The organism is Microcoleus sp. FACHB-68 (assembly GCF_014695715.1).
GTDB lineage: Bacteria > Cyanobacteriota > Cyanobacteriia > Cyanobacteriales > Oscillatoriaceae > FACHB-68.
Genome location: NZ_JACJOT010000006.1, coordinates 90,683 through 107,361, shown reverse-complemented (window position 1 = coordinate 107,361; position 16,679 = coordinate 90,683). Strand labels below are relative to the sequence as shown.

Here is a 16,679-nt window from a genome sequence, read left to right as displayed (position 1 = left end):
TCAATAAATAACGATGCCCTTACGGTTGTGCAATCAGCTGTCAAAATTTTTATTTTGTAAAGCCCCGCCCTTTGCCAAAGGAACAAGCGTTAGACTTTAGCCACGGCTTGACTGACGCTTCGACTCAGGACTGACGATGAACCTCCACACCGGCTCTCTAGATCCTAACCCTTCTGAGGATTCACAGACTTCCCTGCGGCAGCAGTTGGCACAGTCGCAAGCGAGATGCCGGCAAATGGAAACCGCCTTAGCGCAAACCGAAGCCCAACTCAAACAATGCCGGCAGCAGGTGGAGTATCTGGCGCAAAATAGTGCCATCACTCCAGATATTACAGAATGCCAACACACCGAAGCAGCACTGCGGGAAAGCCAGCAGCGATTATCTACCATCACCGGCAATTTGCCTGGAGTCGTCTATCGCTGGGTGTTTGATGCCGACGGCAAAATTTCCATCCCCTACGTCAGCGCCGGCTTGTTAGAACTACTCGGCATTTCGGCTGAGGAAAGGATGGCACATCCTGAACGGCTGTTCGATACGGTTCATCCTGAGGATCTTGCGCCCCTGCAAAAAGCACTCGCAACCTCAAGGGAAACCCTGGCACCCCTCAATCATAAATACCGGCTGATTAATTCTTCAGGACAACTGAAATGGCTTCGCACGATCGCACGGGTACACGCCACTGACACTGGCGACATCGTCTTTGATGGACTAAGCCTAGATATCACCGCCCACAAGTTTGCTGAAGAGGCGCTGCGCGAAAGTGAAGCAATGAATCGCGCTTTAATCTCGGCGCTGCCTGATTTGCTGTTCCGCATCGCCAGAGATGGCACCTATCTGGACTGCATCCCAGCAGCAGATATTCCGATGTTTGTACCGCCTCATGAGTTCTTAGGCAAAAAAGTGACAGAGGTGTTACCAATTGGGCTAGCGATGGAATTGATGAGCGCCATCGAGCTAGTGCTGCAAACGGGCAACACCCAACTCGTTGAATTTCAGCTGCCGGTTCAAGGCCATCTGTACGATTACGAAACTCGGATCGCCGTCAGTGGCAAAGATCGAAATGAAGTTTTAGCGATTGTGCGCGACATTACAGATCGTAAGCAAGCTGAGCGCTTGTTGCAAGTGCAGATACAGCGCACGGATGTGATTCTGCAAACCGCCATTGATGGCTTCTGCATTCTCAATCTACGCCGGCAGTTTCTGGAAGTTAACCCCGCATTTTGCGCCCTTGTCGGCTACTCGCGGCAAGAACTATTGGGAATACACATCAGTATTTTAGAAGCCGTTGAAAGCCCTCTAGCCAGCCCCAAATACATCAAAACCCTGATCCAAACCGGCTCGGCTCGGTTTGAGATTGCGTTGCGCCATAAAAACGGGCAAACGGTGAGTGCAGAAGTCAGCATTACCTTTGCCGAAATTAACCAAGAAAGATTTTTCTTTGCCTTTGTTCGTGATATCAGTGAGCGGAAACAAGCGGAAGCGGCACTTCGGGAAAGTCAAGAACGTTTTCGCCAGCTAGCAGAAAACCTCAGCGATGTATTTTGGATGATGAATGCCGGCAAAACGCAGTTCCTCTACATCAGTCCCGCCTACGAGCAAATTTGGGGCAGAACTTGCGAGAGTTTATACCGGCAACCTTCCTCTTTTTTAGACGCCATCCATCCAGACGATCGCCAGAGCATCATTACCATCTGTAAAAACCAAAACCAAGACAATTTTGATCAAGAATATCGAGTCATTCAGCCCGACGGCTCAGTTCGTTGGATCAGAACCCGCGCCTTTCCAGTTTGTAACGAACGGGGAGAAGTTTACCGCATCGTTGGTATCTCCCAAGACATCACCCTCGCCAAGCAAGTAGCAGAAGAACGCGATCGCTTTTTTAGTCTTTCGCTTGATATTTTAGGAATTGCCGATTTCGACGGCTATTTCAAGCGTGTAAATCCCGCCATCTCCACCATCCTTGGCTATACCCCTGAAGAATTTCTTTCAATCCGATTTCTAGACATTATTCATCCCGACGAGTACGCCGTTACTTTAGCAGAGCTAAAAAAATTAAAAAAGGGAAACCCAACTTTTTATTTTGAAAACCGCTACCGCTGTAAAGATGGCACTTACAAGTGGATATCTTGGACAGCATTTCCGGTTCTAGAAGAACGGTTAATTTATACAGTTTCTCGCGACATTACAGAAAAAAAGTTAACTGAAGTAGCCATAAAAGAAAGCCAAGAAAAATATAAAATTTTATTTGAAACTTTTCCAATTGGTATTTCAATAACCGATGAAAATGGCAATATTATTGATGTGAATCCGGCTTCAGAAAAAATTTTGCATATTCCAAAGAAAGACCACATTAGAAGAAATTTTGAAAGCCCAGAATGGCATGGATTGCAAGCCGACGGAACCCCGGTGGAATTTAATAAACTCCCAGCCGTAAGAGCATTAAAAGAAAACAAAGTTTTTGAAAATGTAGAATTAGGAATTATTAAAGACGATCAGGAAGTTACCTGGATCAGTGTTACTGCCGCTCCGATTCCCCTAAAAGGTTATGGCGTAGCAATTGCCTACACAGACATTACTGAACGCAAACAGGCAACCGAAGCATTACGCCGCAGTGAACAAGAATTTAGAACCCTAGCCGAAAATATTCCTGATATTATCACTCGCTTCGATCAACAATTATGCCACCTCTATGTTAACCCAGCTGCTGAAGAGGCAAGTGGATTGCCTCCTCAAGCATTAATCGGCAAAACAAATCGTGAGTTAGACTTTCCCGAATCCATTGTATCTGCTTGGGAAACCGTGATGAAGCGAGTCTTCAAAACCGGCTGCGAAGCACTCATGGAATTTGATTTCCCCAGCCCGAATGGACATAACTATTATGAAGCTCGAATCGTGCCGGAATTTTTGATAGATGGAGAACGGCATCCAGACGGGGAAGTGCAATCAATTTTGTGCATTACTCGCAATATGACTGAGCGCAAACAGATGGAAAATTCGCTGAAAATTGCTCAGGCACGTCTGGAACATTTGCTCACTGCTAGCCCAGCCGTTATCTACAGCAGCAAAGTATCAGAAGATTACGGTGCCACCTTTATCAGCAAAAATATCAAGATTCAGCTCGGCTACGAAGCACAAGAATTTACAGAAAACGCAAGTTTCTGGAGTGATCATATCCATCCAGAAGATGCCCCTGGTATTCTTGCTCAGATGCAAATTGTGCCAGAAAAAGAGCAGCGCACCTTTGAATACCGCTTTCAACATCAAGACGGAACTTATCGGTGGATGTACGATCAGGTGCAGCTTGTGCGCGACGAGTCCGGCAACCCCTTGGAGATGGTTGGTTTTTGGATAGATATTACGGAACGCAAGCAGGCTGAAGCGCAGCTAATTCGCATCAGTCAAGCGGTAGAAAGTGCCACAGATGCAATCAATATTGCAGATATAACCACGCAGCACATCTACCAAAACCCAGCATTTCAGGAATTATTTGGCTATAGGATTGATGAACTTTTCGCCCTTGGCGGCGCGTCGGTTCTTTTCTGTGACAAGGCTGTTGCAAACGAGGTGTTCGAGACGATTAGTCACGGGGGCTTTTGGAGTGGAGAAGTTAAGATGCAAAACCGGCAAGGAAAAATTTTAGATATCTTGTTGCGGGCTTATGCAATTAAAGATAATTCCGGCCAGATGATCGGACTGGTGAGTGTCCACACAGATATTAGCGACCGGAAGCGGACTCTGGAAGCGCTGCAAGAACGAGAAATGAGGTTTCGCACCTTAACAGAAACCGTAACAGCCGCAATCTTCATTTCCCAAGGCACTCAACTGCGCTATGTCAACTCGGCAGCCGAAGAACTCACCGGCTACACGCGAGAAGAGTTGCTTGCCGGCGGCACAGAACTGATCCACCCCAAGTTTCGAGAATTCTTTATCAATCGAATGGGAGAGGGATTTTCTCTGCCTTACCTGCGCCAGCAAGATCAGCAACTCGCTTCGCGCTATGAATTGCAACTGCTCACCAAAACCGGCCAAGAACGTTGGGTTAATCTTTCAGTTTCTCTGATGGAGTTTGATGGGCAAATTGCTGCCCTCTCTGCTGCTTTTGATATTACCGAGCGCAAGCAGGCAGAGCAATCTCTTAAATATCGCCTTGTATTAGAACAGCTGATCAGCGATATCTCTACTCATTTTCTCAATCTGCCGCCGGCTGAGATTGATCGAGGCATTAACGAGGCGCTGTATGCGCTTGGAGAATTTATCAATGTTGAGCGCACCTATGTGTTTTTGTTCAGCGAAACCGGCACCGAGATGAGCAACACCCATGAATGGTGTGCCCCCGGCATTGAGTCCCACATCCACAGATTGCAAAATTTGCCGGTGAGTGCCTTTCCTTGGCTAGTGGAAATCCTTCGCCGGGGCGAGGTGCTTCAAATCTGTGAGCTGGCTGAACTGCCACCGGAAGCAAGGGCGGAAAAAGCTGAGTGTGAGTTGGAAGGCATTCAATCAATGCTGAATGTCTCCCTCGTTGCCGGTGGAGAAGTTGTGGGATTTATGGGCTGTGATAGTGCCCACCCACACAAAACCTGGACAGAAGATCATATTACCTTGCTAAGAATTGTTGGAGAAATTATTGTCACGGCAATGGAACGCCGGCGCGCCCAAGAGGAAAAAACGCAACTGATCGCCTCTCTCCAAGAACGGGCGGCAGATTTGGCGCGTTCCAATGCCGAGTTAGAACAATTTGCTTATGTTGCCTCCCACGACTTGCAAGAGCCATTGCGTGCTGTCACCGGCTACACTCAGCTCTTAGCCAGACGCTATAGCGGCCAACTCGATACCAAGGCTGACGAATATATTGCCTTTGCCGTCGAAGGCGCAACTCGGATGCAGAAACTCATTCAAGACTTGCTGCTGTTTTCGCGCGTCGGGAGGCGGGGTAAAGCCTTTGGGCCGGTGAACTTGGGGAATGTGTTGACTACGGCTGTGGCGAATCTGCAGGTTGCCATTACAGAAAATAACGCTACCATTACCCACAGCGAGTTACCAACTGTCAAGGGCGATCCGACACAATTGGTGCAATTGTTACAAAACATTATTAGTAACGCAATCAAGTACCGCAGCTCAGGTCCACCAATCATTCATGTCAGCGCTCAGCGACAGGACGAGCAATGGCAGTTGTCTATTTGTGATAATGGGATCGGGATTGACCTCAAATACGCCGAGCGGATTTTTCTCGTATTTCAGCGCCTGCACACGCGGGAAGAGTACCCCGGCACCGGCATCGGTTTGGCTATTTGCCAAAAGATTGTTGAGCGGCATGGGGGTAGAATTTGGGTTGATTCGCGTCTAGCTGAAGGCTCAACCTTTTATTTCACGATTCCTGATGCGAAAGAACTTCATGAGGAACACGACAGCCATCAATAAACCAATTGAAATTCTATTAGTGGAAGACTCCCCCAGCGATGCTTACCTGATGAACGAAATTTTCAGGGAAACTAGCTCGGTTGAACACTTGCACGTTGTCCGTGACGGCGTTGAGGCGCTGCAATTTTTGCGCCGGCAGGGTGACTATCAATCCGCGCCGGCTGTGGGTTTGATCCTGCTCGATTTGAACTTGCCTAAGCTTGACGGTAAGGAAGTGCTACAGGAAATAAAATCCGATCCCCTTCTGCAAACAATCCCCGTGGTGGTTCTCACAACCTCTGCTGCCCCTGCTGATATCCTTATCAGCTATAAATACCATGCCAACTGCTATATTATCAAACCTTTAGATTTAGATGAGTTTATCAAGATCGTCCAAGCAATTACCCATTTTTGGCTCAGTGTTGTTACCTTGCCCTCAGATGCAGGGATGGACTGATTGATTTCAAAACAATTTTTTTATTTTTTTTTGAAATAATTTATGTTATGCGCTCTAGGTGCAATCGCGAAACTTATCTTAAAATTTGTAATAGCAGAAACTCACGGGAAAGCGAGCTAAAGAGCAGCAAAAGAAATCTGCCCCATAAGCCGAACGAACCCTATAGAAAGTCTGAATTGGCATGGTTGCCGACAACGTGGCTGGCTTACAAGTATGAAAAATGCTTTGATTCAACTTCTTTTAGTAGAAGACAACCGCGCCGATGCGGCTATGTTAAATGAGCTTTTGGCAGAAGCTCCAGCAGTGCCGGTTCAAGTAACGCAGGAAAAACGTCTTACTGAAGCGCTAAGCCGGCTTCAGACACAAGCGTTTGACATTATTTTGCTGGATCTGTCACTTCCAGATGCCCAGGGGCTAGAGACGCTTTCACAGGTGCAATTGGCAGCGCCCGGTTTACCGATTGTGGTGATGACCGGCCTAGATAATGAAGAGTTAGCTCTCGAAGCGGTTCGGCAAGGAGCGCAAGACTATCTAATTAAAGGCGAAGTGAACTGCCAACTACTCGTGCGTGCCATCCGCTATGCCATTGAGCGCAAACGAACCGCAGAAGCTTTGCGGCAGCAAGCTGAGCGAGCGCATCTTTTGGGGTTAATTTCCCAGCGTATCCGTCAGTCGTTGGATTTAGGGGCAGTTTTGCACACAACGGTCACGGAAATCCGGCATTTTCTCCAGACAGATCGCGTGCTGGTTTACCGCTTTAACCCAGACTGGAGTGGGATTGTCGTTGCAGAATCCGTAGCTAACGATTGCAACGCAATTTATGGAATTACGATTCAAGAAACCTGCTTTATTCAACAAGGCTATGCGCGGCGCTACGCAGAGGGACGAGTGCGGGCTATCGAGGATATTTATGAGGCAGATATAGATCCGTGTCATCGTAATTTATTGGCTAGTTTACAGGTAAAAGCGAACTTGGTTGTTCCGATTCTTTTCAATGAAGAATTAAAAGTTAAACAGGGAGAAAAAACCCTCGATTCTCCCACCTCAACACCCAAGTCGCAATTGTGGGGGCTGCTGATTGCTCACCAGTGTCGCGGCAACCGATCCTGGCAACTTTGGGAACTGGATCTGCTCACTTCCCTCGCAACCCAAGTGGGAATTGCGATTCAACAATCAGAACTTTATCAGCAGGTACAGCATCTCAACACCGGCTTGGAAACCCAAGTGCAAGAACGTACCGCCCAGCTAGAACAAGCCCTTGAACAACTGCAACAGGCGCTGCATCTGGAGGCGATGTTAAAGCGGATTACCGACAAGGTGCGCGATAGTTTAGATGAAGACCAAATTTTGCCAACGGCTGTGCGGGAATTAGCTTTAGGATTGGGCGCACAAAGTTGTCAGGCGGCTTTATATAATCTTGAGCAAGGAACCGCCACGATCCGCTATGAATACAGCCAAATAGAGCCGGCGCGGACGGGGCGTGAGGTGGATTTGTCTGACTTTGCCGAGATCTACTCTCAGTTGTTGCCTGGTTTAGCCGACGAGGACGCGGACAAGCCGGCGGTTCAATCGAGAAGCTTTCAACAAAATCTACCCTTTCAGTTTTGCGAGTTTGTCCCCACGCGCAATGAGTCTCGTTCGATGATTCTTGCCAGCGCTTTAGTTGATGATCAAGAAGTGCTGGGCGATTTGTGGTTATTCAAGCCGGCAGATGAAATTTTTAATGAATTAGAAATCCGGCTGGTGCAGCAAGTCGCAACGCAATGCGCCATCGCCTTGCGGCAAGCCAGACTCTACCAGGAAGCGCAAGCGCAAGTTAAGGAACTTGAACGGCTTAATCGCTTAAAAGATGATTTTCTTTGTACCGTTTCCCATGAACTCCGCACACCAATTGCCAACATAAAAATGGGAATTCAGATGTTGGAAGTCGCCATCAGCCACCAGCAATCTGCTGTCGGCTCTCTGCTGTCGGCAGCAGATTCTCCAGTGTACGATCACGCTTACACTTCAATTACTGATAAAGCCACTTACTACTTCGAGGTGCTGCATGACGAGTGTAACCGAGAAATTAACTTGATCAACGATCTGCTCGACTTACAAAGACTCAATGCCGGTGTTCAACCTTTAGAGTTGAGCGAGATTCAAATGCAAAATTGGATTCCCCATGTCGTTGAGCCATTTACACAACGAGTAGAGAACAGCGAGCAAATTTTATATGTTGATATTTCTCCTGAACTGCCTCCAGTTGTCTGTGATGTTTTAGGGTTGGGTCGCATCTTGACAGAGTTGCTGGATAATGCATTTAAGTACACACCTCAAGGCGAGCACATCGCACTTAAAGTCTACGCTCAAGAAGGTAAATTGCTATTACAAGTCGTGAATTCAGGCATTGAAATTCCCAGCACTGAATTATGCCGCATTTTTGATAAGTTCTATCGTATCCCCAGTAACGATCCCTGGAAGCAAGGAGGAACCGGCTTGGGGTTAGCCCTAGTAGAAAAACTCGCCGAACATTTAGGCGGGACAATCGAAGTGGCGAGTGCTTTGGGTGAGACTTGCTTTACAGTAAAATTGCCGCTCACCCCAGCCGACGCCGCACCGGCTTTGGAGTTACAGGCAACAGATGCACGATCAAACTATCAAGATTCTGCTAGTTGAAGATAACCGCGCCGACATCATCATGCTGCAAGAGTTGCTCTCGGAAGTCAGCACGGTTCAGTTTGAAGTCGTGCCGGCAACCCTTCTCAGTGCAGCAACCACCCAGCTGAAACAAGCCAGTTTTGATGTCATTTTGCTGGATCTCTCGCTCCCAGACGCTCATGGGCTGGAGACGATTGTACAAGTGCAGGCACAAGCGCCTTCTGTCCCAATCGTGGTAATGACAGGCTTAGACAATGAAGAGTTAGCGGTGGACGCAGTTCGCCAAGGGGCGCAAGATTACCTCGTTAAAGGGCAGGTAAACTCGCATTTGTTAGTTCGCGCCATCCGCTATGCCATTGAGCGTAAGCACAGCTTAGAGGCGCTACGAGACAGTGAGGAACGCTTCCGCCTGCTGGTTGCCGGTGGCAAGGATTATGCGATTTTTACCCTCGCCCCCAACGGATGTGTGATGAATTGGAATGCTGGGGCGCAACGCACCCACGGCTACCCAGCTGAAGAAATTATCGGCCAAGATTTTTCCTGTTTCTACGTGCCTAAAGAAATTGATGCCGGCAAGCCGCAGCGAGATTTACAATTAGCAACGGCTGAAGGGCGATTTGAGGAGGAAGGCTGGCGGGTGCGCCAAGGCGGCTTGCGGTTTTGGGCGGCGGTTTCGATCAGTACATTACGCGATGAAAGTGGGCAGATACGAGGCTTCGCTCAAGTAACGCGTGACTTAACGGAACGGCAGCGAGCTGAGGCGGAAATTCGCAAGCTGCATGAAGATTTAAAGCGTCGAGCCGTTGAATTGGAATTTGCCAACAAAGAATTGGAAGCTTTCAATTATTCAGTCTCCCACGATCTGCGGAATCCCCTGTCAGTAATTAATGGGTTTAGCGCCTTGCTATTAAAAAATTATTCCCAAAAGCTAGGCGAGAAAGGGCAAAACTACCTGCAACGGATACATAACGCCTGCAAGCGCATGGAGCAACTGATTGAAGATTTACTGCTTTTGTCGCGCATCTCTCGCACTCAGGTACATATTGAGACGGTTCAGTTAAGTTCCCTAGTGCAAAAAATTGCGCTGGCGTTACAGCAAACACAACCGCAACGCCAAGTTGAGTTTCGCATTGCTGCCGGTGTAATGGCTAAGGGCGATGGGCGTTTACTAGAAATTGTGCTGGAAAATTTATTAGGAAATGCTTGGAAATATACCGGAAAAAAAGCGCATACTTGCATTGAATTTGGCACGATCCAGCAAGAAGGGCAAACTGTGTATTTTGTGCGCGACAACGGTGCCGGTTTTTCTATGGCTGATGCGGATAAATTGTTCTATGCTTTTCAGCGGCTGCACCAACAAAGTGAGTTTGAAGGCACCGGCATTGGGCTAGCGACTGTACAACGGATTATCCACCGGCACGGGGGCAAGATTTGGGCTGAAGCGGTTGTTAATGCCGGCGCGACGTTTTACTTTACGCTGGCACAGGGAGGAGTCCTGAGTGCTGAGTCCTGAGTCCTGAGTGAAGAGTGAATTAGGAGCATTATTAGCTACGTCCATATAAAAAATGACTGAATTAAGATATTGACTAAAAAATCAACATCGTTTATAATAGAGTTTAGTAAGCCCAATTCATAGCCAGTTACAAGTTTCCGAGACACAGGAAGAAAGCGGGTTTAAGAGATATTCTATTCTTTTAAAACTGAGGTGATTAGCTGAAATCTCCCTTGAGAGATTGTCGGCAATTTACTGATGTCAGAACCGCTGAATAACTCAGGCTTGCTCATTTAATTGCTCAATTTTTGGAGGAAAAATTCGCATGAAGTTATCCAAAATTGATTTAACCAATATCCTCGCTATCGGTCATTCTAACGGTCAGTTGGGGCTATTAATCGACCGGGGGGAAGACGTGGAATATATTGAAATTTCTGCGCCGGCAGCCGCTTACAATGGACTGCAACAAGTTCATTACATCGCAAATAATGAAATAAGCGCGTTCCCGCCTAACCTGGAAACCCCCGAAGAAATAGAAAGCTCTCAGTCAATTGCCATGTTGCCGGTTTCTTCATCTATGGCGAATGGCATTGGATATGATGAGGAGCGAAAAGTTTTACAAGTCGAATTTAAAAACGGGTCGGTTTATCAGTATAGTGAAGTCGAGTCTGAAACTTGGGAATCTTTTCAGAGCGCGGATTCAGTCGGACAGTTTTTCAATGCTGAAATTAGAGGCAGTTATTACTCTGAACGCATTGATGAGGTTAATATGATTGCCACCGGCACGTTGGATTGCAGCAATTTTGAAGAAGATTGCCCAGATTAATCGAATTTTTAGGCTGTTGGAGTTGCCGGCACTCTAGCCGGATTCAAACAGCCTGATTGCAACAACCGTAAACTTTACTCTTCAACTTGAGTAAGCCGGCGCAAGTTCAAGATATCGCTCATCTTTTTAATTTGACAGAACGTGCGTTCAAGTTGATCAAGATCGCGAATATCAATGCAGAGGTTAATCAAAGCCGGGAAACCTGGATAAGTTTTGACTTGAGCACTGCGAACATTGATATTGTTATCCTTCAAGCGAGACAAAATATCGTTGAGTACACCGACACGATCAATCGCTTCAATTTGAACATCAATCGGGTAAGTTTTCGGACGGGCGCTTTCGGTGGTAGGATTCCAGCTCACCGGCACAACGCGATCACCTTGGACATTTTCCACATTGGAACAACCTTGCCGGTGGATAGAAATGCCGCGACTGCTACGAGTCACGACCCCGATAATCGATTCACCGGGGATCGGGTGACAACAGCCGGCAAGGTGATAAAGTAGCCCTTCAACCCCAGCGATGGGGGATTTACCGCCCGGTGTTGAAGGGCTGGTTATCTCCCGCAGCGCCCGTGTAGACGAAGCCGGTGGGGGTAGCGTCTCAGCGTCTGCTTCCATCGGCTGTTTCGCCTTAACCGCATCGCGCAGCCGGTTTACCACTTGGTTAAGCGGCACTTCCCCATAACCCAAGCCGGCGAGTAAATCATCAACACTGTGATAGTTGCAGCGATGGACTACCGCCTGCATTGGCTCAGATTTGAGCAGCGCTTCCAGGCCATTTTTGCCCAGTTCTTTTTCCAGCAGTTCTCGCCCACGGGCCACATTTTCATCTCGGTGTGAGCGCTTGTACCACTGGCGAATGCGGTTACGTGCGCCGGTGGTGACGGCAAAATTCAGCCATCCCAGACTCGGACGGCTATTTTTCTGCGTGATGATTTCAACAATGTCACCGTTTTTCAGCTGGGAGTCTAGCGTCACCATGCGCCCGTCAACTCGTGCGCCGGTACAGTGATTTCCCACCTCTGTGTGAATGCGATAGGCAAAATCGACAGGTGTGGCACCGCGACTGAGTGCAACGACATCCCCTTGAGGCGTAAACACATAGACATCATCTTCAAACAGGTTATCCTTAACGCTTTCCAGGTATTCTTGAGCGTCCTTGAGGTCACTCTGCCAGTCCAGCAATTGCCGCAGCCAGGTGAATTTCTCCTCTTCTGCCTTCATCTGGGTGTGGCTGGATGAGCCGGTTTCTTTGTATTTCCAGTGCGCGGCGATCCCATATTCCGCGACATGATGCATTGCTAAGGTGCGGATTTGGATTTCTAAAGGACGCCCGGTGAAGCCAACGACAACCGTATGCAGCGATTGATAGCGGTTGGGTTTGGGTAAACCGATGTAGTCTTTAAACCGGCCTGGAATGGGGCGGAAAGCATCGTGAACGATGGCCAAAGTTCGGTAGCACTCATCGTTGTTTTGCACGATGATTCGCACCGCTGCAATATCGTAAATTTCATGGAATTCTTTCTGCTGCCGCTGCATCTTTTGGTAAATTCCATAAAGGTGCTTAGGCCGGCCACTAACTTCGACACACCCGATCCCCACTTGATCGAGGCGTTCCCGCAGAATTTCCGTCACTTTCGTTAATCTGGCTTCCCGATCCGCTCGTTTTTCTGCAACCAACTCCTGGGTTGCTCGGTAGGCTTCGGGTTCAAGATATTTAAAGGCTAAATCTTCTAATTCCCACTTAAAACGACCGATCCCCAAGCGATTTGCCAAAGGCGCAAAGATTTCTCGTGTTTCCTGGGCAATTCGCCGGCGTTTTTCATCGGGCAGGTGTTCCAGCGTCCTCATATTGTGGAGCCGGTCTGCCAGTTTCACCACAATTACCCGGATATCCTTTGCCATTGCCAAGAACATTCGGCGGAAGTTCTCGGCTTGGCGTTCGGTTTTACTAGAAAATTTAAATTTAGACAGCTTGGTGACGCCTTCAACCAACAGGCGCACTTCCGTACCAAACCGCTGCTCAATTTCTTCTAAACTGACTTCTGTATCTTCTACTACATCATGCAAAAAGCCGGCGGCGATCATGGCGCTGCTGCCTCCCAGATCCCGCAACAAGCCGGCAACCGCGATGGGATGGCAAATGTACGGTTCGCCTGATTTGCGACACTGACCTTCGTGCAGCCGATAACCAAATTCAAACGCCCGACAGATTAAGGAGTTATCTGCCGCTTCGGGTGCTGTAGAGTCAGAGGATTGTTGCTGGGTAAGCAAACACGCTTGCAGCCAGTCAGGAAGTTGAACAATGGGGCAAGTAGGGGCAGTGGTGTTCATAGTGTCACACTTAAAGCTTATGAATAGGTGGACGGGTGATTGGAGGATCTGCCAATTCTACGGCATTTATTGTATTCAGGGATACAGACACGCCGGCAGCGTTAAGGATTTCGTCTGCAAACCTGGACGGTAGAATTAAGACTTTGCTGACAGGGGGATGAATCAGGAGCGGCAGCTATCAATAATGTTCTCAGACATAACATCGCTGCAACCCAAAGTTCTATCTTCCTTTAAGCTTTATAAACCTTAAAGAGAACCCCTTTCATACAATATAGACAAAATTCTTTACATCATGCTGCCAGAAATTCACCGCCAACACTATCAGCGATTGTACGAACTGCTAGAGAGGCTGCGACAGATCGCTCTCCCAGAGACGATTCCAGATAGGGCGACCCTCTCAAAAGCACTTCCAGAAGTGTGGCAATTTTTTCAGGAGAAAATTTTGAGTTTGCCGGCAGATGAGTTAGACCGGCAAACCGCATCAAGGGTACAGTCTTACCAAATAGAAATGCACAAGCAACTGAAGCTTTTAGACACAGACGTAATGTTTTTGCAAGCGTCGCGGCAGCCGGCAACCATTCAACAACGGCAGGCTCAGCTAGGGGATCGCATTAAAACTTTAATGGGATACTGTGAGGCGGTATTGGGGAGTGAAGAGTGAGGGATAACAAAGGAGAGGGCACACAGACGTTTCGCGCAACGCCCTAGAGAGATAGGGAGTCCTGAGTCCTGAGTCCTGAGTCCTGAGTGGGAAAGTGTTGAACGCTGAGTGCCGAGTCCTGAGTGGGAGAGGAGTCAAGAGGAAGGGGAGAGTGGGAGATGGGGTGAGGGGGAGAAGGGGAAAGCGAACCGTTTGCTAGATCGATTAAGGGTGGAACCGATATAAACGGATAAAACCCGCCACACAACTAGACAACTGACAAGTGACAAACAGAATGAGCGAAGCGTTATTTTGTGTCGAAAATCTGCGGGTTTCCTATCCTTATGGGCGGGTTGCCGGCGAAGCGAGCTGGGCGGTGGATGACGTGTCTTTGACGCTGCAACCGGGTGAAAGACTGGGATTGGTGGGAGAGTCGGGTTGCGGGAAGTCAACGCTGGGACGGGCAGCGATGCGGTTGTTACCGGCATCAACGCGCATTGAGGGACAAGTGAGATTTGCCGGCCAATCGGTTTTTGACCTGACACCGGCACAGTTGAGACGCTTTCGCGGAGAGGCGGTAGCGCTGATTTTCCAAGATCCGATGACGCGCCTCGATCCCCTAATGACGATTGGGGATCACTGTGTGGAAACGCTTTTAAGCCACCAACCCCAGTTAAGCCGGCGGCAAGCAAAAGATAAAGCAATTGAAACCCTAGCAGCCGTCAAAATCCCGGCTTCGCGATGGACACAATATCCCCATGAATTTAGTGGCGGAATGCGGCAGCGGGTGGCCATTGCCCTGGCGCTGATGCTTGATCCCAAGATGATTGTGGCGGATGAACCAACCACGAGTTTAGATGTGACGGTGTCGGCTGAAATCTGTCGCGAACTGACGCGGCTTTGCAACGAACGGGATCTGGCGCTGCTGCTGATCTCCCACGATTTGGCAATGGTGGGGGAATATTGTGATCGCATTGCGGTGATGTATGCCGGCAAGGTGGTAGAAACCGGCAAAGTTCAAGACGTTCTCCAAAATCCCCAGCATCCTTATACCCAATCACTGCTCAAGGCAGCGCTGCACATTCAGGCAGTCGGTGATCAGGGTGAAGGAGAGAGGGATAGAGGGGGAGACAGGCTTGCAGACGTGATCCCCACTGCTGAACCTCCTTTACTGCGTGTCCATGAATTGCAGCAGCATTACACCTTGGAAGCGAATTTTATTGAGCGGCTATTTGCTGGGCAAAACCAGACAATCCGTGCAGTTGATGGGGTCAGCTTCGATCTGTATCCAGGTGAAATTCTGGGATTAGTGGGAGAATCGGGTTGCGGAAAAAGTACGCTATCTCGCACCATTTTGCAACTGATTCGCCCCACCGGCGGCAAGGTAGAATTTCTCGGTCAAAATTTAATGCAATTGCCGGCAGAATCGTTGCGGCAGCGCCGGCGGCAAATGCAGATGGTGTTTCAAGATCCCCACGCTTGTCTTAATCCCATGATGACAGTGGGGCAAAGCATTGCTGATCCCCTGTTCATTCACCAGCTAGCAACGCCGGTAGAAGCGAAAGAGCAAGTCAGGCAGATGCTGAAACGCGTGGGATTAAGCCCAGAGGAATTTTATCACCGCTATCCCTCTGAGCTGTCTGGGGGGCAGCAGCAGCGGGTTGCCATCGCACGGGCGCTGATTACCCGCCCCCAACTACTGATTTGTGATGAGCCGGTGAGTATGTTGGATGCGAGTGTTCAGACGCAGGTGCTGGAGTTGATGCTGGAGTTAAAGCAGGAATTCGAGCTGACGTATTTGTTTATCACTCACGATCTCTGGGTAGCCAGATTTTTCTGTGATCGAATTGCTGTCATGAATAGCGGTCAGATTGTGGAAATTGGCCCTACCCGGAAAATTTTTACCAATCCCCAGCACCCTTACACCCAAACCCTGCTTCAAGCGGCACCGTTACTGGCGCGTACCAGCTGAGCTTCTTCAGACTCTTCATTGCCAATCTGTTCGTGTTCTAAAACAAACACATTTGCTTGCAGGTTGGCGATGATTTGTTTGCCCTGTTGTGTCAGCGATAAGTAGCGCAGTGCATCTTGAATATAGGGGTAAACACTACGCCAGAAATATTTGGGGTAGTGATGGCGTAAATCTCCAGGGTTGCTGTAGCCTAATTCTTTGGTTAAACCGATTTCTTCAAATTCATAGTACAGCGCTCCAATCTTTTTAAAGTAGCGGGGATCGCTGAGTTGACCGATTAATGCAGATGCGCGTACCAAGCCAGGAAAGTTCACGCTATCAAGTTCGTCCGCTCCGCTTGGCATTGGGAAACGAGTGAGTTCAATATTACGCTTAATTTGCTCAACATCGATCAGTTTATGACCGCCAAAGCGTTCATCAACAAATAGTTTTCCTCTATCCACACGGTAGGGGGTAAGGCTGGCATCAGTGGAACCATCGGGCAGGACGACGGTTTTCCCGTCTCTTCCGGTTGCATAAGCACCGGCTTGATCCTGCCGGCAAACGCCTTTAACATAGCCAATGTTATGGCACACCAAGGAGATGATGAAATGCAACCAATCCTCACAGGTAACACCTCCTTCACGAATGTGTTTGCCTCGCAGAATTTCTTGCCCAACTAAGCTCACTAAAATGGTGTGTTCCATGTTGTGATAGAGGGCATCGCTGTTGGCGAGGTTCTCTAACGCCATGTTGCCGGCCCAACCGATGATATCTTCATACTGAGGTTTGTAGCCTCCGTAGGTGCGGTGGTAGCCGGCTTTCAGCTTGTCTACGAATGCGTCTATCAGCAGTTCAACGGTATTGAACATATCCTGTTCTCCTGTTATACCAATTTCCTGTAAAGGGTCAATTTTTAATGGTTTGTTGCTGTCT

The 16,679-nt window shown here is 48.5% G+C and carries 9 protein-coding genes; 7 read left to right on the top strand and 2 right to left on the bottom strand.

What is annotated here, in order from left to right; translation table 11 throughout:
* Positions 1-136 precede the first annotated feature (136 nt).
* The 5 genes from H6F73_RS05045 to H6F73_RS05025 all read left to right on the top strand — a co-directional run bounded on the left by H6F73_RS05045 (position 137) and on the right by H6F73_RS05025 (position 10,816).
* Positions 137-5,422 carry a PAS domain S-box protein gene (locus H6F73_RS05045; protein ID WP_190757718.1) on the top strand — a complete coding sequence of 1,762 codons (5,286 nt, stop codon included), beginning with the start codon at positions 137-139 and terminating at the stop codon, positions 5,420-5,422.
* The gene (locus H6F73_RS05040; RefSeq protein WP_190757717.1) at positions 5,397-5,858 is read left to right on the top strand and encodes a response regulator; all 462 of its coding nucleotides are present in this window, start codon (positions 5,397-5,399) and stop codon (positions 5,856-5,858) included. Before H6F73_RS05045 ends, H6F73_RS05040 begins: the two co-directional genes overlap by 26 nt.
* A gap of 213 nt (positions 5,859-6,071) precedes the next feature.
* The gene (locus H6F73_RS05035; protein ID WP_199330428.1) at positions 6,072-8,516 is read left to right on the top strand and encodes a GAF domain-containing protein; all 2,445 of its coding nucleotides are present in this window, start codon (positions 6,072-6,074) and stop codon (positions 8,514-8,516) included.
* Positions 8,482-10,011, top strand: coding sequence for an ATP-binding protein (locus H6F73_RS05030; protein ID WP_190757716.1), 1,530 nt, complete (start codon positions 8,482-8,484; stop codon positions 10,009-10,011). The genes H6F73_RS05035 and H6F73_RS05030 overlap by 35 nt, the downstream gene beginning before the upstream one ends.
* A 304-nt stretch (positions 10,012-10,315) precedes the next feature.
* Complete coding sequence (locus H6F73_RS05025; protein ID WP_190757715.1) at positions 10,316-10,816, top strand: KTSC domain-containing protein; 501 nt, start codon at positions 10,316-10,318, stop codon at positions 10,814-10,816.
* 74 nt (positions 10,817-10,890) lie between these two features.
* Here the strand turns inward: H6F73_RS05025 and H6F73_RS05020 are convergent, their stop codons facing one another.
* A complete protein-coding gene (locus tag H6F73_RS05020; RefSeq protein ID WP_190757714.1) occupies positions 10,891-13,152 on the bottom strand; it encodes a bifunctional (p)ppGpp synthetase/guanosine-3',5'-bis(diphosphate) 3'-pyrophosphohydrolase in 2,262 nt (753 codons plus the stop codon).
* 292 nt (positions 13,153-13,444) lie between these two features.
* On the opposite strand from H6F73_RS05020, the gene patD reads away from it, so the two are divergent.
* Positions 13,445-13,813, top strand: a complete 369-nt coding sequence (gene patD, locus H6F73_RS05015) for a heterocyst frequency control protein PatD (RefSeq protein WP_190757713.1) — start codon at positions 13,445-13,447, stop codon at positions 13,811-13,813.
* A 274-nt stretch (positions 13,814-14,087) separates the two neighbouring features.
* A complete protein-coding gene (locus H6F73_RS05010) occupies positions 14,088-15,764 on the top strand; it encodes an ABC transporter ATP-binding protein (protein WP_190757712.1) in 1,677 nt (558 codons plus the stop codon).
* On the opposite strand, the gene H6F73_RS05005 is transcribed toward H6F73_RS05010, so the two are convergent.
* Positions 15,731-16,615, bottom strand: coding sequence for an Npun_R2479 family HD domain-containing metalloprotein (locus tag H6F73_RS05005; protein ID WP_190757711.1), 885 nt, complete (start codon positions 16,613-16,615; stop codon positions 15,731-15,733). The two genes, H6F73_RS05010 and H6F73_RS05005, sit on opposite strands and share 34 nt — an antisense overlap.
* Positions 16,616-16,679: the final 64 nt, after the last annotated feature.